Source organism: Streptomyces sp. NPDC004647, assembly GCF_040609575.1.
GTDB lineage: Bacteria > Actinomycetota > Actinomycetes > Streptomycetales > Streptomycetaceae > Streptomyces.
The window spans coordinates 1-17,635 of the sequence record NZ_JBEXKU010000031.1 but is presented as its reverse complement, the minus strand read 5'-3'; the positions used below and the strand labels follow the sequence as shown (position 1 = coordinate 17,635).

At 67.0% G+C, this 17,635-nt stretch carries 12 protein-coding genes and 1 pseudogene; 11 read left to right on the top strand and 2 right to left on the bottom strand.

Annotation, left to right across the window (positions count from 1 at the left end; translation table 11 throughout):
* Positions 1-517 precede the first annotated feature (517 nt).
* From ABZW18_RS16060 to ABZW18_RS16040, 5 genes are read left to right on the top strand one after another with little or no spacing between them, the layout of a single operon-like run.
* Positions 518-3,100, top strand: a complete 2,583-nt coding sequence (locus tag ABZW18_RS16060; RefSeq protein WP_356187656.1) for a Z1 domain-containing protein — start codon at positions 518-520, stop codon at positions 3,098-3,100.
* Complete coding sequence (locus ABZW18_RS16055; RefSeq protein WP_356187654.1) at positions 3,097-4,113, top strand: PD-(D/E)XK motif protein; 1,017 nt, start codon at positions 3,097-3,099, stop codon at positions 4,111-4,113. The genes ABZW18_RS16060 and ABZW18_RS16055 overlap by 4 nt, the downstream gene beginning before the upstream one ends.
* A complete protein-coding gene (locus ABZW18_RS16050) occupies positions 4,110-5,948 on the top strand; it encodes a hypothetical protein (protein WP_356187652.1) in 1,839 nt (612 codons plus the stop codon). Before ABZW18_RS16055 ends, ABZW18_RS16050 begins: the two co-directional genes overlap by 4 nt.
* Positions 5,948-6,868 (top strand): hypothetical protein, encoded by a 921-nt coding sequence (locus ABZW18_RS16045; protein ID WP_356187650.1) that lies wholly within the window; start codon positions 5,948-5,950, stop codon positions 6,866-6,868. The genes ABZW18_RS16050 and ABZW18_RS16045 overlap by 1 nt, the downstream gene beginning before the upstream one ends.
* The gene (locus ABZW18_RS16040; RefSeq protein ID WP_356187648.1) at positions 6,865-7,635 is read left to right on the top strand and encodes a DUF6339 family protein; all 771 of its coding nucleotides are present in this window, start codon (positions 6,865-6,867) and stop codon (positions 7,633-7,635) included. The genes ABZW18_RS16045 and ABZW18_RS16040 overlap by 4 nt, the downstream gene beginning before the upstream one ends.
* 171 nt (positions 7,636-7,806) lie before the next feature.
* Here ABZW18_RS16040 and ABZW18_RS16035 read toward each other — a convergent pair whose 3' ends face one another.
* Positions 7,807-8,907: a DUF3578 domain-containing protein gene (locus ABZW18_RS16035; RefSeq protein ID WP_356187646.1), complete on the bottom strand. Its 1,101-nt coding sequence runs from the start codon at positions 8,905-8,907 to the stop codon at positions 7,807-7,809.
* 117 nt (positions 8,908-9,024) lie between these two features.
* Here ABZW18_RS16035 and ABZW18_RS16030 point away from each other — a divergent pair.
* The 5 genes and pseudogenes from ABZW18_RS16030 to ABZW18_RS16010 all read left to right on the top strand — a co-directional run.
* Positions 9,025-9,123: pseudogene (locus ABZW18_RS16030) on the top strand (phosphatase); the annotation flags it as partial.
* Positions 9,124-9,422: 299 nt separating this feature from the next.
* A complete protein-coding gene (locus ABZW18_RS16025; RefSeq protein WP_356187644.1) occupies positions 9,423-10,607 on the top strand; it encodes a DNA cytosine methyltransferase in 1,185 nt (394 codons plus the stop codon).
* Positions 10,604-12,961 (top strand): ATP-binding protein, encoded by a 2,358-nt coding sequence (locus ABZW18_RS16020; RefSeq protein WP_356187642.1) that lies wholly within the window; start codon positions 10,604-10,606, stop codon positions 12,959-12,961. The genes ABZW18_RS16025 and ABZW18_RS16020 overlap by 4 nt, the downstream gene beginning before the upstream one ends.
* Positions 12,958-14,610 (top strand): helicase-related protein, encoded by a 1,653-nt coding sequence (locus tag ABZW18_RS16015; protein WP_356187640.1) that lies wholly within the window; start codon positions 12,958-12,960, stop codon positions 14,608-14,610. The genes ABZW18_RS16020 and ABZW18_RS16015 overlap by 4 nt, the downstream gene beginning before the upstream one ends.
* Positions 14,610-15,230 carry a hypothetical protein gene (locus tag ABZW18_RS16010; RefSeq protein WP_356187638.1) on the top strand — a complete coding sequence of 207 codons (621 nt, stop codon included), beginning with the start codon at positions 14,610-14,612 and terminating at the stop codon, positions 15,228-15,230. Before ABZW18_RS16015 ends, ABZW18_RS16010 begins: the two co-directional genes overlap by 1 nt.
* Here the strand turns inward: ABZW18_RS16010 and ABZW18_RS16005 are convergent.
* Positions 15,181-15,594 carry a very short patch repair endonuclease gene (locus ABZW18_RS16005; RefSeq protein ID WP_356187749.1) on the bottom strand — a complete coding sequence of 138 codons (414 nt, stop codon included), beginning with the start codon at positions 15,592-15,594 and terminating at the stop codon, positions 15,181-15,183. The genes ABZW18_RS16010 and ABZW18_RS16005 overlap by 50 nt on opposite strands.
* A 956-nt stretch (positions 15,595-16,550) precedes the next feature.
* Here ABZW18_RS16005 and ABZW18_RS16000 point away from each other — a divergent pair.
* Positions 16,551-17,102: a hypothetical protein gene (locus ABZW18_RS16000; RefSeq protein WP_356187636.1), complete on the top strand. Its 552-nt coding sequence runs from the start codon at positions 16,551-16,553 to the stop codon at positions 17,100-17,102.
* Positions 17,103-17,635: the final 533 nt, after the last annotated feature.

The window sequence follows — 17,635 nt, the reverse complement described above, 5'->3', positions numbered from 1 at the left end:
TGTGTCGGCGTGCACGCTTTCCAACTGTCCGCGCGGTCGTCCGGGGGCGTTCGTGGAGGTTCGCGTGGCAGGTCAAGCGGGGTGAGCGTACGGCGATGAACGGTGGCGTTCGTCGGTGGACTGGACAAAGACCAGGACAACGAGTCGCGCGCAGGCAAGGTTGAGCCAGCAGATTTACAGCGGGCTCCGCCCATCACCTGTGGCCTGCAGTTGTGCGTGCAGTTGAGGTTGTCGGGGGACGCCTAGGGGACGTCCACTCATCGAGCGAGCACAGCAGGCCGTCTGCGGACTTTCTGCAGTGCAGGAGGTGGGTTCTCGACCTTCCGCTCCGGCTCAGCCAGCTCTGTCGCCATGACAGTCGTGTGGCAGTCACAAGTCCATGCGTCCACGGCCCGGACGGATGCCACGGCGCATGGAACGTACCGACCCGGGCGCCGTCCTGTTCGGGAAACGCCCCGAGTGCCTGGAGTGCCCCAAGTGCGCCTGCATGTCAGTAGGTTGCCCTAAAGTCGGGTCCGTGGATGACTTCTTCGACGTCTTTGCAGCTCAGGCTCAGCGCAATGGTCTGGAGCAGACGGTGCTCAAGTTCCAGAATCGGTTCGACCCGGACGAGATCGAGGGCTACGTCCGGGAGTTCCAAAGGCGTGCGGAATCGGTCCGGGTGGGTTACCCGCCGAAGATCCTTGCCGCGCCAGGGATGAAGCCCTGGTATCCGGGGCCGTTGGCTGACGATCCCTATTGGGTGCCGTACGCCGAGTTTCTGCGACAGGACGGCTGGCCCACGGATCGCCTGGAGGTGCTGGACGAGGCCTCCTCGAAGATCATCGCGTACACCAACGACCCTTCGCACGCGACGTTCTTGACGAAGGGCCTGGTTGTCGGTCACGTGCAGTCGGGCAAGACGACGAACTACACGGCGGTGATCGCGAAGGCGGCCGACGTGGGGTACCGGTTGATCATCGTGTTGTCCGGCATTCACAACGGGTTGCGCCGGCAGACCCAGGAGCGGTTGGCCGAGCAGCTGTTGGCCCGCAAGGACGACGGGTGGTTCACCCTGACGTCCGCGGAGGCGGACTTCGAGGAGCAGAACTCCAAGGCGGCCGCGTATCTGCATCAAAGCGGCACCGGGGTGACCCTGTGCGTGGTGAAGAAGAACCACAAACGGCTGCAGCGGTTGATCGAGTGGCTCAGGCCTGCGGTCAAGGCCGGGACGTTCGCCGACCTGCCGGTGCTGATCATCGACGACGAGGCCGACCAGGCGAGCGTGGACACCCCCATCATCAATCCGCAGATCCGCCAGTTGCTCGACCTGTTCGACAAGCGGACCTACCTGGGCTACACCGCCACCCCCTTCGCCAACGTGCTCATCGACCCCTCGGCCGGTGATCTGTACCCGGAGACGTTCATCCTCAGCCTGCCCCAGCCGGACGGGTACTTCGGCGCCGAGAAGATCTTCGGCCGGGAGGCGGTGGAGGGCGAGGCGACGGGCAGTGATCTCGACGGCCACGACATGATCCGCATCGTTCCCGCCGCCACGGTCGACCGGCTGCGGCCGCGCCGGCGGGCAGACACCGCCGGCTTCGTCCCGACCATGACCGACGAACTGACCGCGGCGGTGCACTACTTCTGGCTGGCGACCGCGGCCCGCCGCTGCCGCGGGGACCACGAGCACTCCACCATGCTCGTGCATCCCAGCATGCAGACGGTGGTGCACGAGGCCTACCGGGAGCCGCTGGAGCGGATGCGCCAGGCCATGGTCGACGCCTTGGAGCAGGACGACGAGGAGGTGGTGGGACGGTTGCGCCAGCAGTGGGAGGAGGAGAGCCGCAAGGTTCCCGCCGCTCAGTTCGGCAATCGTTTCGTCCCCTTCGACGATCTGCGCGAGCACCTGCCCGGCATCGTGGCGCAGACTGATGTGGTCCTCGACAACCACCGCAGCCGCGACCGGTTGGACTACTCCCGGCCCGAGCCGGTGGTGGCGATTGCGGTGGGTGGCAACACCCTCTCGCGGGGCTTGACGCTCGAGGGGCTGGTGGTGAGCTTCTTCGTCCGTTCGGCCCGCACCTACGACACGCTGCTGCAGATGGGCCGATGGTTCGGGTTCCGTCCCGGCTACGAGGACCTGCCCCGAATCTGGATGACGCAGCAGCTCAAGGAGTACTTCCGGCATCTGGCGACGGTCGAGCACGAAATCCGCCTGGACATCAGGCGTTATGAGGAGGACGACATCCCGCCCGGCGAGGTGGGGGTGCGCATCCGCACGCATCCGGTGCTGAACGTGACGGCGAAGATGGGGCGGGCCCGGACGGCGTACGCCTCCTACGGCGGCCGCCGGGTGCAGACCCGCTACTTCCCCGAGGACGAGCGGGAGTGGCTGGCCGGCAACCTGCGCGCGGCTCGCACCCTGGTCGGCGACGCGCTGCGCGACGGCGCGGCGCTGGACGACCGCGGCACCGGGGAGGTGCTTTTGCGCGACGTGGACGTGCGTCACCTCCTGCACTTCCTGGAGAACTATCGGGTGCACGAGGACTCGCCGGACCTCGAGCCGCGTCTGATCCGCGCCTACATTGAGACCGAGAACCGGCGTTCGCCGCAGAGCCTGCTCAGTTGGACCGTCGCCGTCATGGGCGGCCCCGCCGCAGACGCCCGGCACGTGGTGGAGTTCGACGAGCGGGTGCGGGTCGGCACCATCAACCGGTCCAAGTTGAAGGACAGCGGCGGTGCGAAGGCCGACATCAAGACGCTGATGACGAAGGAGCACCGGGTCGTCGACATGGACGTGCCCGCGGCCGAGGCACGGCGCCGGTCCGAGGAGGGCCTGGTGGCGCTGCGCAACGACCACCCGGACTTTCAGGATCGGGGTCTGCTGCTTCTGTATCCGATCGCCAAGGACTCCCCGCCCGACGAGGCCAACCGGGACACTCGTCGGCCGCTTCAGGCCGTCGAGCACGTCGTCGGCGCCGCCTTCGTCTTCCCCGGCAACTCCAAGGACAAGGTCGCCAACCGGTACGTGCAGGTGGGCGTCGACCACCAGGCGGTCGACGACGCGGAGTACGACGACCAGGCCAACGCCCTCGACGACGAGGCGGACGACGCATGAGCGGCGCGGACACCGACTGGCGGCGCGAGCTGCGGTTCACCTGGCCGGTGGTGGGGGCGAGGCGGATAGCCGGCGAGCACATGACGATGGCGCCGATCGGCCTGGCCGTGACGGCGGGCGAGGTGCAGGTGGGGCTGGACGCGCGGGGGGATCGCCATCTGCTGCTGCCCGTCGCCCGCCCGGAGGAGGTCCACGAGGACCTGCGCTCGGCGCACGTGCGGCTCAAGCGGGAGAGTCTGCGGGTCGAGGGCCGGGTGCAGCACTACGCGGACCTGGTATGCCACCGCATGGACCTGGGCGACCTCTTCGACGACGTGGTCAGCGAGGTCCTGCAGCGCCTGGCCGAAGACGGCAGCACTCCCGCGCACACCTGCCGGCAGACCCTGGACGCCTGGCGGGAGATGTTCCAGGGCCGCGGAGGGCGGCTGGCGACTTCCGAACAGCGCGGTCTGTTCGGAGAGTTGACCGTGCTGGAGCACGTCCTGCACGGCGATGCGTTCCTGCGGCCCACCCAGATCTGGACCGGGCCCGACCGGCTGCCCCACGACTTCCGCCTGCCCGGCACCTGGGATGTGGAGGTCAAGACGCTGGGTCGGGGCGGCTCCACCGTGGAGATCCACGGTCTGGACCAGCTGGCTCCTCCGCCCGGCGGCCGGTTGACGCTGGTCCTGGTCCGCCTGGTCGAGGACGCGTCCGGCACGTCGCTGCCCGAGCTCGCCGAGCGTGTGGTGGCCGCGGCCGCCGACTCCCGCGGCGTGATCGAGCAGTTGGCCAAGGCCGGATACAGCACAGCGGACGCGGATCTGTACGCCGGCGCGCGCTACGGCCGGCCTCGGCTGCTCGGGCTCGCCGTCGACGCCAGCTTCCCCGCCCTGACACCGGCCGACCTGCGCGGTCCCCTGCCGCCCGGCATCGACGCCGTCCGCTACACCCTGGACGTGGCCGACCGACTGCCCGACGCCCTCGACCACGAACAGGTCGTGGCCCGGCTCGAGGGACGGTCGACGCCATGAATGCTCCCGTGTGGTGGGCCCAACCCTCCGCCCCTGAGGGTGCCTCCGACGCGGAGGGCATCCGCAAACAGCTCGGCCGCCCCGACCTGGATCCCCTGCAAGTCCTGGTGCGGGAGGCCGCGCAAAACACCTGGGACGCCCGCCTGGGCACCGGGGAGGTCGGTTTCGATCTCGCACTCGCCCGACCGGGCGAGACCGGCCTGGCGCCCTGGATCGATGCCCTGTTGCCGGTGTTCGGCGACGACACGTCGCTGGGCCTGGCCGCAGTGCTGCACGACCCCGACACCGTGCTGCTGACCGTCAGCGACCGCGGCACCGGCGGTCTGGGCGGTCCGCTGCGCGGCGACCGCGTCCACCACGGCAGCACGGACTTCGTGGGACTGGTCCGCGACATCGGCCGCACCAACCGCCGCGCGCACAGCGGAGGGACGTACGGATTCGGCAAGGGCGTGCTGTTCACCACCAGCGCGGCCGGCACCGTCCTGGTGCGCACCCGATGCCGGTGGCAGGACCGCGTCCAGACCCGCCTGATCGCCGCCGCGCTGGGAACCGGCTTCGACCACGCCGAGCGCCGTTACACCGGCCGCCACTGGTGGGGACGCATCGCCGGGGACAACATCCCCGACCCGTTGCTGGACGAGGACGCCGACGCCGTAGCCGACGCCCTGGGCCTGCCGGCGCGCGCTGGCGACGAACTGGGCACCGACATCGTGATCGTGGGCGCCCGGCTCGGCTCGAGCGCCCCCGTAGAGGCTGACGAACCCGAGCGCCCCCGCACGATGGAGGAAGCCGCCCAATTCCTCGGCTCCGCCATGCTCTGGGAACTGTGGCCCGTAATGATCGACAACGCCCCGGGCGCCGCGCGCATGCGCTGCCGCGTCAGCGTCGATGGCCGGCCGCTGGACCTGCCCGACCCGGCCCGGGTCCCCCGGCTGCAGCCGTTCATCCGCGCCCATCACAGCGCCCACACCGACGGGCGTCACGTGCGCAGCAGGAATCCCGCCGTCGACCTCGGCCGCTTCGCCCTCGAGGCGTTCATGACACCGGTGCGCCCGCACTGGACGGACGTAGCCGCCCCATCCGAGGGGCCCATGCACCACTGCGCCCTGATGCGGCAGTCGGGCCTCGTGGTGCACTACCGACCGGGCCCCCAACTCCCCGACAGCGACGTCTCCTACGGCGCGGTCTTCCGCACCGCGGTGGGGGTGGACGACGCCTTCGCTGCCGCCGAACCGCCCACCCACGACGCCTGGGTGCCCAAGAACATGCCCGACCCCGACGCCAGGAAGCTGGTGCGCTCGGCGCTGCGCACGATCGACAACCGCATGCGCGAGTACGCCCTCGCCGAACCCGAACGGGTGTCGGCCGCTGGCCCCCAACCGCCGTTGGGCGCCCTGTCCCACCGCTTCGCTTCCCTGGTGCCCACCGGCAGCGGCCAGGGCGCCGACCATCCGCCCCCCGCCCCAGGGCGGCCAGGGGGCGGGGGAACGGGCAGCCTACTGCGCACCCTCGCCCCGCCCCGACTCGTCGAGATCGACGGCGCCTTCTACGTCATCACCGATATCAGCGTCTCCTCGGCCGCCGCCCCCATCCGCGTCCTGGCGATGGCTTCAGTGTCCCTGGACCACGGCAGCGAGAACGATCCACCGGCCGGCGCGATCGGCCCGGAGGTGGTGGGCTTCCGCAGCTCCGACGCGGCGGAGATGCGCGAGGGCGACGTTCTGACCCTCACCGTTGCCGACCGACGCGACTGGGTGGTGGTGGTGCGCCCCGTCGCGGGCGCCGCCACGCGAGTCCGCGTCAGCGCCCACCTCGTGCAGGAAGGAGCCCGCTGATGGCACACGACGTCATGCCGTTCCTGCAGCCCGCCCCCCAGGTCCTGACGTGCGGCCCCTGGCAGATCGACGACGCCGAGGGCACCCGAGAGCTGCCCGCGCTGCTGCCGGACTGGGACCCCCAGGCCGACCTCGCCCTTTCCCGTCATGTCACCGTCGACCACCCTCGGGCGCTGGCCGACTGCAGGTTGCCCGCCGACACCCCGCTTGCCCTGGTCGTCGACTGGCACTCCTCAGCCGCGCACTACACGGGATCGGCGTTCCGCCGCCTCGTGGTCGACGCGACGAACCTGACCGTGCAGATCAAACTGTCGGGCACCGACCTCGGCGGCACCCTCGTGATCCACACACGCCTGGTGCTCGCCGACGACGTCCCCCGCCCCGAGGCGGCGCCCCCCTTCACCCCCCGCCACGCCGGGGAGATCCTGTGCGAGCAGAGCGCAGAAGTCCGCCTGGAGGGCGGCGCCTCCCGCTTCCCGATCTCTGTGATCGACTTCCCGCTGCACGGCTTCGACGAGGACGCCCGATGGGCGCTGGGCCTGCCCGACGACCCTGCCGTCCCCGTCACCGGCGGCATCCGCCTCTACCTCAACCGGACCGACACCGAACTGGTCACCGCCGCCACCCGGGCAGCAGCCCCCACCTCAATGCAGCGCCGTCTGCTTGAGACGATGTACGACGACGTCGCCCGCCAACTGGTGGAAGCCTGCCTGCGCCCCGCCTGGCGCGACGCCGTCACCGACGCGGCTGACGAACCTGGCAGCCTGGCCGAAAGCCTGACGGTATTGGTCTCCAATCTGTTCCACGGCGCGTCACTGCAAACCGTGGCTACCTGGCGCGAGGCCGAACCCTCCGTTTGCGCCGCTGCCCTGCAGGGCGCCCTGCGCCGCCAGCATCAATTGCGCCGGGAGACGCCATGAGCCTGCTTTATCCACGGATCACCCCCGCCGAGGCCACGACGCTCCTGGCCCACTACACGACTCTGATCCCACAGGACATCAAGAACCACGCCGGCCACTCCCCCACCGCCTTCTACGGCACCACCGGCGGCACCCCCGTTACCCCAGCCCACCTCGACCATCTCGCCGACACCCTGCGCGACTGTGCACGGCGCGCCGGTCAGCCGACCCCGCCCGCCGACCACAACAAGATCCTCTTTGACCGCGCCGCGGCCAAAGCCCTGCACACCACGATGGACATCACCCCCGCCGAGGCCGGCCAAGGCGACATGTGGACCTACCTCGCCACCTGCCTCGTCCCCGACGTCACCGCCTGGCGCTTCGGTACCCGCACCCCCGAACGCTGGATCGGCACCGGCCTGGTCCGTCACACCCTCGCCCGCCTGTGGTGGCAGGCCCATGCCCTCGCCGAGACCCGCGACGGCGCCACCCACTACGACCTGCTCGACCGACTCACCGAGTCTGACCTCAACCAGATCTTCGAACGCCGCACCATCGGCGGCACACCACCCCTCGCCCGCGCCCTCGCCCGCGAACTGACCGCCCCCCACCTCACCACCCTGCCTGTCCCCCGCCGCGCCGTCGTCCGCGACACCACGAAACGCCTACGCCGCCTCCTGCCCTACACCTCCTTCACCTCCCTCGACGAAACCGTCATCCAAACCAGAATCCACACCCTTGTCGCCCAATCCATCCAGGCCCTCCAACACGCCAGCGCCCACCCCTGAACCCACCCGCCAACAACGACTGCCGCATCGGCTGCCCAATCCTCAGAACTGCTCAAGGGAGCCTGTCGGCAGACTTACTGTGGGCTCCGTCGACCGCCTGCGACCTGCGACGTACGGTGTGCCGCCCGCTGCCGGGGGACACCTGGGGAAGGCAGTCGCTCGCCGACCGCCTCACAGTTCGGTTCGGTGGATGTAGGAGATGACGGTCAAGGTCTCCTCCTCGATGGTCCACGGCGAGGTGCAGTGGAGGATTCCACCGGCCGCAGTCACAGGTTCAACGGTGCGATCCAGTTCGATGGAGTGGACGATCACAAGGGCGTTGTCCGGCGCGAACTTGCGCTGCCATTCGACCTCGGCCCGCGTCAGGATGATCTGGCTACCGTCGGACGTGGTCCCCTTCACCTCTACGTGAAGTTTTTCGTCCGCTCGCGTCAGGTGCAGGTCGTACGGCTTGCTGGCGCCGACGTCCTTCACAGTCCATCCCTGGGCCTCGAAGTGCTCCGTGGCGAGCAGGACACTGCGCTTCTCGATGGCCCTGCGTTCGGCGGCGGTCAGGAGGAACCCTTGACCGCCCTTGCGGGCGCTCCTGCGGTTCGCGGTGGTCGCCGCACTCTGGGTGGCTTCGCGGACCTCGACCGGCAGGTCGCCGGGAACGTAGGTCGCGTCGTCCGCGGCCTTGTAGAGGGGACTCAAGAGCCGCGCCATGAAGAGCAGATCTTCGCTCAGGACATCCGAGTTCGAGATGGCATCGCGCCGGTACTCGATGGCCACGACGTTGCCAGGCTCGTAGCCCTTGCCAAGCTTCGTGCGTGCGTTGAGACGGATCTCCGTCAGCAAGTCGACGCGCTCGGCGGCAACTTGCTCAATGAGCGGACGGGCCCAGTCGATGCGCTTCTTCAGGGCGGCAGGCTCGCGGGGCTTGAGCTCACCGGCGATCCACTCGGTCGTGCCCTGGTTGAGGGACAGGTAGACGCGTTCACCGTCGCCGCTGAACAGATAGACGATGTACCAGCCGTCGGTGGCGCTCGGGGTTCTGCTCTTCGAGTAGACGCGGGTCCATACGACTTCAGCCTTCTGACCGGCCCCGTCCTTACCCTCCACTCCTACGTCGTCGAGGGGTATCTCCATGGCTACGGCGAGAGCCTCGGCATGCTCACGCAGCCAGTCGCGGATCTCGGTGCGAACGACGACGCCACGGCGCTGCATCTCTTCGGTGTTCTTCGCCTGCCACACCTTCTGAAGGCCGAGCACCTCACTCAAGAGTTCATCCACGCCCGAACAGTAGCCACGGCCACTGACATTGGACTGCGCAAGTTGACCTAAGACGTACTGCGGTCCCGGCCGGGTGGGCGGACCTGCCTATGGCGTAGCGCGCTGCCAGCGCCGCTCGGCGAGGAAGGCGGGCAGCAAGGCGCCGCCGACGCTGTGCGCTAGTGGTTGGTGGATCCCCTGTGCGGCACGCTGAACTACGCCGTTGGCAACATGCTGGCGCGGATCTTGACTTGCTCGCACCAGGCGCGGCAGGCGCCGGCCAGGTTGGTGAAAGTCCAAGGCGGCGCGGAGGCGACCGCGCTGATCCGGTCGCCGGTTACCTCGGCGACGCCGCCTGAACCGTGGCGCCAAGCGGTCGCAGCCCGGAAGGCGATCGGGAGACCAACAGGTCCTGGCGAGGTCGTCGGATCGTGCGGCATGATATTCGGACTAAGGCTATGGTTGGAAAGAAGTGCATGTCTGAGACTGCGGTCGTTCCTGCGAGCGTTACCGTTCGCCACCCTTCCCTCTTATTGATGAGGAACACGCCCGCCCGGCTTGCGAGCGTGGAGTTATTCGCTGGCGCTGGCGGACTTGCGCTGGGTTGTCAGGAGGCCGGCTTCGACCCGCTGGCGACTCTGGAGTTGGACAAGTGGGCCTGTGACACGGTGCGACAGAACCAGGCTCGGGGGAACGAGCTCGTCGCGAACTGGCACGTCGAGGAGGGCGACGTGCGGGACTTCAACTGGTCCCGCGTCACCGACGAGGTGGATCTCGTCGCCGCTGGCCCGCCGTGCCAGCCGTTCTCCATTGGCGGCCGCGGTAAGGCGGACGACGACGAACGTGACATGTTCCCGGCCACGGCGGAGGCGATCGCCCACCTGAGGCCCCGCGCGTTCATCATCGAGAACGTGAGAGGTCTGGCGCGCCCGAGGTTCGCCGATTACTTCCAGTACATCCAGGCCAGGCTTTCGCTGCCCCTCCTCGCCGCGAAGCCCGACGAACTGTGGGGAGATCACCTGCGGCGGCTCCGGGCGGCAGGCGAGGACGTCAGCAACCAAGAGTTGGCCTATCGGGTCACCCCCGCCTTCGCTAACGCAGCGGACTACGGCGTGCCGCAGCAGCGCCAACGCGTCTTCCTGGTCGGTTTCCGAAACGACCTGGACGTGACCTGGGAATTCCCGCATGTCACACACTCGAGACGCGCGCTTCTGCATGCTCAGTGGACAACTGGCGAGTACTGGCAGGAACATGAAGTGCCCAAGGCGAAACGCCCGGAACGGCCTAACATCCCTATACCTGAGGAACTGCGGCCGGACGAGGTCCAAGCGCGCTGGCGCACCATACGCGACGCGCTGACCGGTCTTCCCGAGCCAACGCTGACAGGTACTGCGGGCGTCCTCAACCACGTCCTTCAACCGGGAGCTCGTTCCTACCCTGGTCACACCGGTAGTCCGGTGGACTGGCCCGCGAAGACGCTGAAAGCAGGGCGTCACGGAGTCCCCGGCGGCGAGAACATGCTGCGTGAGACGGACGGTTCCATTCGCTACTTCACGGTCAGGGAAAGTGCCCGCTTGCAGACCTTCCCGGACGACTACGAGCTGCATGGCCCTTGGGGCAAGGCGATGCGCCAGCTCGGCAACGCAGTCCCAGTCGAGTTGGCGCGGGTCGTGGCCGACAGCGTCCACGCCGCCCTGCGCGCGGAGGGATCCGAAGCATGACGGAGACGGAGACGCGACCCGGCACCCTCAACCTGACGCCTCCCCCCCGGATCTTGGAGATGATCGCCGAGGTCGACCTCCAACTTCACCAGTGCCTGTGCGAGTTGATCGACAACTGTCTCGATGAACTCGTCGAGGCCACCCGCGTCGATGAAACGCTGGAACCTCGAATAGACATCACCCTGCCCACGGCGGGCAAGGTGAACCGAGGTGCCAAGGTCGTCGTGAGCGACAATGGCCGGGGAATGTCTCAGGAGGAGTTGCAGTACGCCCTGAGCGCCGGCAGGTCGGGTAAGCAACGGTTCGGTAGCCTCGGCCTGTTCGGCATGGGCTTCAACATCGCCACGGCCCGCCTTGGCACGATAACGGTGGTCCGTACGGGACGACGTGGCGACGACCAATGGATCACCGCCACTATCGACCTTAGGGAGATGCAGCGGCTGTCGTCGTACGAGGTACCCCTTCGCTACGAGCGGAAGGCTCCCGACGAGCACGGCACTCTCATCTCGGTGACGAACCTCCGCGAGGACGTGGTCGTCAAGTTGAAGTCGGCGAGTTCGATCCGGGAGGTCAGCAAGAACCTAGGGAGGATCTACACTTACATGCTGCGTGATCCCAACGGCCCTCATTCGGGCGCGCAGCTGATGGGCGGTTTGAACCAGCGCCTGTACGTCAACTCTCGCCAGGTGCCCCCTCTCGTGCCGTGCATCTGGGACCCGACCCGGTCGGTCATGTACAAGGCTGCGGAGGCGCCTGCTGCGGAACTAATCCACGTGCCGCTCACCAACGCCTTCGCCTGTATGAACTGCGGGCGCTGGTACACCTCAAGGCACGACAAGTGCGTTGAATGCGAGAGCACTGACATCCAGGAGCGAGAGCGCCGGATCGTGGGGTGGCTGGGCGTGCAGAGGTTCGCCGATAAGTCCGACTTCGGTCTGACGTTCCTCCGGAGCGGGCGCGCGATTACGACAAGGGACAGGTCCTTGTTCGACTGGGAGGGGCCAGACGGGGATATTGAGCTGGAGTATCCGATCGAACTCGGAATGGGCCGCATCGTCGGCGAGATCCATCTCGACCACGCTCCGGTCAACGTCCGAAAGACCAATTTCGACACGTCGTCGCCGGAGTGGCGGTACATGGTCGAGAAGGTGCGAGGCGCCCTGCCCTTGCGTCCACAGCTCGCCAAGCGCCTGTTCAATCGTGAGAACGACTCTCCGATGAGTCGGTTCTTCAACGCCTTCCGGGAGAACAAACCGGGTCTCCGGTACCTCATGCCCGGCAACGGCAGCACCGCCATCCACAATGATGCGAAGAGATGGGCACAGAAGTTCCGCAGCGGGGATCCGGAGTATCAGACCGACGAGAAATGGTACGAGGCCGCAGCCGATCATGATCGGGTCAAGAATGGACCACCGCCGGAGCCGGCACCGCCCTCCGACGAGGATGACTGGCTCAAGGGGGAGGGGCTTGGACATCTGAGGACGGGGGCGGCCGACGGCCACTCACCGTCCCCAGATCAGAAGCAGCCGGAGCCAGCCGCAGAGACACGGCCGGAGACCGAAGAGCAACGCTTCGCGAGGTACAGGGAGCACGCGACGCTGCTTCCCGACACTGACCGCGAAGTTCGCCTTGGTACCGCTCAGGCGATCCTTCGCGTCTACGTCACCTCCGGAGTCGAACTGCTTAAGGACGGCCAGCGGCAGCCGGCCGTGGTTCGGATCGTAGCTGGAGAGGTAGAGATCTACGTGGACTCCGATACCACGCTGATCGCGCGGTACGGGTGGTCCCCGCTGAACGTCGCGCTCGTTTGCGCGGCATCGCAGTTGAAGAGCGTGTACTCCGTATCAGGCTCCATCGACGGGCTGGTGACCTCGATCCTCGAGCAGTTTCCGGACCGGCGGGTGGACTCCAGCGCGGTGCGTAGTCGCGCGGAGATGCTGCTGGAGGGCTTGCGAGATCGGCTCGCCGACCTCACCTCGAAGGACGCGGCCACGTTTTGGTCCGCCCTGTCTGGTCAGTCGAAGCGGGCGGCCGAGTCGTACGCCATCGCGGTGGCACCGGACGTCGATTGGAAGGCAGCGGTGGAGAACGGCGAGTTCGCGCGCTACCTGGGAGTCGAGGGCGTCCTCGACCTCGTTACGAGCGGTCCCGAACTGGTACTGGACGGCGGGTTGTTCCGCACCACTTACGCTGCGCTCGGCGAGGAGACGCAGGCGGACCAAGTGGCTCGTGTGAGTGCCTTCCTCACCGACCTTAAGCGGATGGTGATGGGCCCACCCCTGCAGAACACCTTGGAACTGTCCCGCCTGCTCCTTACCGCGGACCTACTGGACGCGGAGATCGTCCAGGCATGAACAGATCATTCCTAGAGCCGGCCTTCCTTGTCGAGGAAGGCCCGAAGGGCTTCACGCGCCAGCTGGAGCGGTTGCTCGGCCTGATCTCGTTCACGGATGTGGTCAACATCGATGGTCCCGGGGATAAAGGTGCTGACCTCCTTGGCCGACTCAACGGTGAGGATTGGATCTTCCAGTCGAAATGGAAGAAGTCTGGCAATGTGGATCGCGATGCCGTGGACGAAACTCACGCGGCGATGCGGCATTACGCGATACACCGAGCGGTGGTGGTCACCAATCGACTGTTCACCCAGAAGGCCAAGGAGCGGGCGGACGCGCTGAGGGACGTCGGAGTCAACGTGACCCTCTGGGACGGCCGACGGCTGGCGACGATCTACGATCGCGCTCCGGAGCGTGTCACACCGTTCGACCTCCATCCCTATCAGGACCGTGCCGTGGAAGCGGCTTGGGCCGCCCTAGAGGACACCGGCGAGGCACTCATCTACCTCGCTACGGGCCTCGGCAAGACGGTCGTCGCCGGCAGGTTGCTGCGACGATTCCTCCTCGCCAGCCCAGGAGCCAAGGTGCTGGTCACCGCACACATGATCGACCTCGTGGAGCAACTCGAACGGGCGATGTGGCGGGACGTCCCCAAGCACGTACCGACCCGTCTGCTGCACGGCGATTCGAAACCCGATTCCCTACCAGGCGTCACCTTCGGCGTATCGAACACAGCACGTGACTACATCCAATCGGGCTACGCCCCCGAGCTGGTGATCGTGGATGAGGCGCACCACGTGGGGGAGACCGGGAACTACGCCACCATGATGGGTCTGCTGCCCAAGGCCAAACGGATGGGTGTGACGGCCACGCCCTGGCGAGGGGACCGGTACGACATTGAGCGGACCTTCGGCGAACCGGTCGAGCGGGTGTCCATCTCGGAGGGCATGAGACTGGGTTACCTCGCCGACGTGAAGTACCGCGTGTTCGCCGACAACATTGACTGGGACTTCGTCCGCCACGCCTCCGAGCACGGCTACTCCATCAAGGACTTGAACAAGCGTCTCTTCATCCCCGAGCGGGACGAGTCGGTTCGGGGACACCTCGAGAAGGTCTGGGATCAGACCACGAACCCGCGGGCCATCGTCTTCTGCCAGACGATCGAGCACGCCGAGCGGATGCGCGACCTGCTTGCCCGACGGCCCGGCTGGGAGCGGTCCGAGACGCTGCACGCCAGGCTGAAGACACGGGAGCGGCGGGCACGACTGCTCAATTTCCGTACAGGAGAAGTGCCCATCCTCGTCGCCGTGGACATCCTCAACGAGGGCGTCGACGTGCCCGACGTCAACATTCTCTGCTTCGCCAGGGTGACCCACAGCCGACGCATCTTCGTGCAACAGCTTGGCCGCGGACTCCGCCTTCGCAAGGGAAAGACGCACGTGGAGGTACTGGACTTCGTCAGCGACATCCGACGGTTGGCCGAGGTATACGACATGCGAGAACAGGTGTCCGAGGGCGAGATCGAGCAGGTATCAGTTGGACGGAACCAGTTCGAGTTCGAGGACCTGAGGGTGAAGGGACTCCTGGACCAATGGATGGCCGACGTGGGTGACCTTGGGGGAGCCGACGACAGCGTTCGTTTGGAGTTCCCGCCCGTCGAGGGGGGCTGATGGCGACCCTTCCGGAACCGATCCGCTTGGAGATCTTCGCGGAGCTAGCCCGGCATTTCGACGCCATGCGATGGGAGGAGGCCTCTTCGCCCGCAGCGACGGAGATGTACGACCGGTTCGTCAAGGATCCCAAGATCGGCGGGCGACTCGCTAGGTTCATGCCCACGGAGAAGATACGCCCGTGGATCAAGGACGGACCGGCGAAGCAGTACCGTCGAGCGCTCGAAGGTGTCGGGCCGATGGCTCAGATGACGACTCGCGAGTACCCAGGTCCGCAGTCGGTCGTTCGGCTCGCCATGGGCTCGGGATGGACCCTTCGCGCGCAGACACTCGACGTGAAACCGATGCGTTGCCTCGCCGACGGCCCCGAAGGTGAGTCGGCCTTCATCACCTGGGGCCCAATGAACGGCCTGCAGGGCATGGTCTGGCACGCTTGCCTACGTCGGGCGGAGTCCGAGTCGCAATTGATCACCATCGCCGTCACCAAGCCCAACACCGCACCGCTGCCCGACGACGACTGGCACCTCGCGCTCTCGCTAGCCACCATCTTGAGAGCACGATGCGAGCAGGTCACCTACATGGTGTCTCGGAAGGCGACCGCTCGCTCACGGACCGTTTGATCACTTCGTCCTCGATCTTGTCGGCCACCTCGACTGGGTCAGCGTGCTCCCAAAAACGAAGAACGGCCCATCCCGCCAACGTGAACGCCCTGGTGGAGTCCTGATCACGCCGTTGATTCTCCGCGACCTTGGCCGCCCAAAACTCCTTCCGATCCCCCTTTGCCGGCCGAAAGTGCTCCGGACAGCCATGCCAGAAGCACCCGTCGATCAGGACGGCGACCCGCTGCCTGGTGAAGGCGATGTCGACCGTCCGCTGCAACGTGGACACAGGCTTGAAGTTCACCCGGTACCGGAGACCGCGCCGATGCAACTCCCGACGCACCTTTATCTCGGGTGCGGTGTCTCGCCCTCGGATTCGAGACATACGCGCACTGACGACCGGGTCGACACCAGCAGACATCAGGCCCTCCACCCGAACTCTTGGACTCCAGCGGCGCCTCGGCAGTCCACACGTCCATCAAGACGCCGACGAGATCCACTAGGACGAAGTCCGCGACGAAGCCGACAGCCGAGACCCACCAGTCGCCTGTCGTATGGGCGAAGCGAGGAACTGGACGGCAGCGTAACACCGACTCCAGCTCGTCCCACGGCACCGAAGTCCAGCCTGCGGGCACTGAACCGCTCCGGGTCTGGTGGAGGTGGTCTGCCCCGCCGCCGTGTCCTCGATCTGATCGCTTCGAGCCGGAAGGTCGCCGAGGTGGCGAAGCTCATGAACATCAGCGAGCAGACCAACTTCAACTCAGTCCTCCTGGCCCGGCTACTACGACGCCCCCGTCCCCAACCCACCACCTTCACCAGCTTCCATCCCGTCTGCTCGGCTCTGCCTGGGCCGATGGTGGACGGGATGGAAGCTCCCCGCGCACGCCACCAGGGGCCCGCAGCCGTGAACGGCGCACCCTCCATCCCGGTGCCGACCGATCCCCGCCGGAGGCATCTCTTTGGCTCGCGGGTGGCCTCCTTGCTTTTGCCCGCTGCACGTAGCGCCGCCGGGCGCGGCCAGCCGGGGCGGAGACAGGAGGCAGGCCGCGCCGCAGAGGCGGCGCGCTCGCGCCGTGCGCGGGCCTTGAACCCGTAGGGAAGGTTGTTACTCAAGCTGCGGTGCTGTGCTTGTCCGGTCTCGGTTGATGCTTGACAGTGCGGCTTCGTCGTTGCCACAGCGGCTGGTTTGGAGCAGCTGTCTGCTTCGAACTCATGGACCTGTTCTCGAACTGCCATCCGCGCAGCCGGGCAACGCCCAGGACGGAGTGGGCGTCACATCCAGCAGAGCAAGCGTTGCCTGGTACGGAATAGGCCCATCGCCGCGCTGGGCATGATGCAGACATGGACCAAGGGTTAGCCGCGCTGATAGCCGGGGTGGCAGCGCTCGTCGGCGCACTGGCCAGCGGCTGGTACACCGGACGCTCCTCGAGGCTCGGGGCGGAGAAGGCGGCGAAAGCCGCACTACAGCAAGTGGCGGAGCAAGGAGCCGTCGAGCACGAGCAGTGGCTGCGAGATCAGAGACAGGATGCCCACCTAGCCTTCACTGGCGAGCTTGACCGAGCCATAGCGCTGGTAGCGAATCAAGTGGTCGAAGTGGCGTTTCAACATCGCGAACCGGAGAGCGCATCGATGGACGCAGCTAGAGCGGGGATACGTGTCGCCACGGAGCGGGTGGTGGTGCTGGGGCCGGAAGAGGTCGAGCTGGAGGCTAAGTTGGTAGAGGAGGCGCTGACCGATGTACTGGACTGGGTCCGGCACAGCGCCCTCAGTGAGCCCGCTTACAACTATCTTAATGAGACCAGCCACAGGCTGATGATGTTCCACTTTCGTCGGGACCGTTACTTGCACGCCTATCGCAATACCCTACGCAGGGCGCCGGGTCCACAGGCGTAGCTCTGGATGGGTAGGGGCGTTGTTCACCGGGCTCTGAGCATCCGTATTGAGGAGGCCACGCTGTCGTTCTTCGATCCGGAATCGCGTGAGCTGCTGCGGGTGCGGCCCAGCCCGCTGACGCCGAGTAGGTCCGGCACCTGCGAGGCATCCGACCGGCGGGCCCAGCACCCCGTCCCGCCGTGGCTGATCCGGGTCCAGCGACGGATCAGGAGCCAGGGCACGATCATGGTTGTCGACAGGTCGTCTCACTTAGCCGGGCGTACGCGGGGCAGACCGTGCACGTGGCGGAGTCCACCCTGACCGCGAGGGCTGGACGGCAGGGTCCGAGTCATCCAGCGCACCACCGACGTCCCGGTTCGCACGTGAAAGCGAACAAGCCCCGCGAATTTCCTGAGGGACTGATGCATGGTCTGGTGACATCTGATCTGGCTTGCCCCTGGGGCGGCCTGGAAGGATGTTGCTGTGCCTGTTCCCTATCCCCAAGAGTTCCGTGATGACGTCGTGCGGGTGGCCCGCAGCCGCGAGAAGGGCGT

What these genes read in the sequence shown, in the direction of transcription:
- ABZW18_RS16040 (WP_356187648.1), top strand. Translation starts at nt 6,865, where the DNA reads ATGAGCCTGCTTTATCCACGGATCACCCCCGCCGAGGCCACGACGCTC.
- ABZW18_RS16055 (WP_356187654.1), top strand. Translation starts at nt 3,097, where the DNA reads ATGAGCGGCGCGGACACCGACTGGCGGCGCGAGCTGCGGTTCACCTGG.
- ABZW18_RS16010 (WP_356187638.1), top strand. Translation starts at nt 14,610, where the DNA reads ATGGCGACCCTTCCGGAACCGATCCGCTTGGAGATCTTCGCGGAGCTA.
- ABZW18_RS16050 (WP_356187652.1), top strand. Translation starts at nt 4,110, where the DNA reads ATGAATGCTCCCGTGTGGTGGGCCCAACCCTCCGCCCCTGAGGGTGCC.
- ABZW18_RS16020 (WP_356187642.1), top strand. Translation starts at nt 10,604, where the DNA reads ATGACGGAGACGGAGACGCGACCCGGCACCCTCAACCTGACGCCTCCC.
- ABZW18_RS16015 (WP_356187640.1), top strand. Translation starts at nt 12,958, where the DNA reads ATGAACAGATCATTCCTAGAGCCGGCCTTCCTTGTCGAGGAAGGCCCG.
- ABZW18_RS16005 (WP_356187749.1), bottom strand. Translation starts at nt 15,594, where the DNA reads ATGTCTCGAATCCGAGGGCGAGACACCGCACCCGAGATAAAGGTGCGT.
- ABZW18_RS16000 (WP_356187636.1), top strand. Translation starts at nt 16,551, where the DNA reads ATGGACCAAGGGTTAGCCGCGCTGATAGCCGGGGTGGCAGCGCTCGTC.
- ABZW18_RS16045 (WP_356187650.1), top strand. Translation starts at nt 5,948, where the DNA reads ATGGCACACGACGTCATGCCGTTCCTGCAGCCCGCCCCCCAGGTCCTG.
- ABZW18_RS16025 (WP_356187644.1), top strand. Translation starts at nt 9,423, where the DNA reads ATGAGGAACACGCCCGCCCGGCTTGCGAGCGTGGAGTTATTCGCTGGC.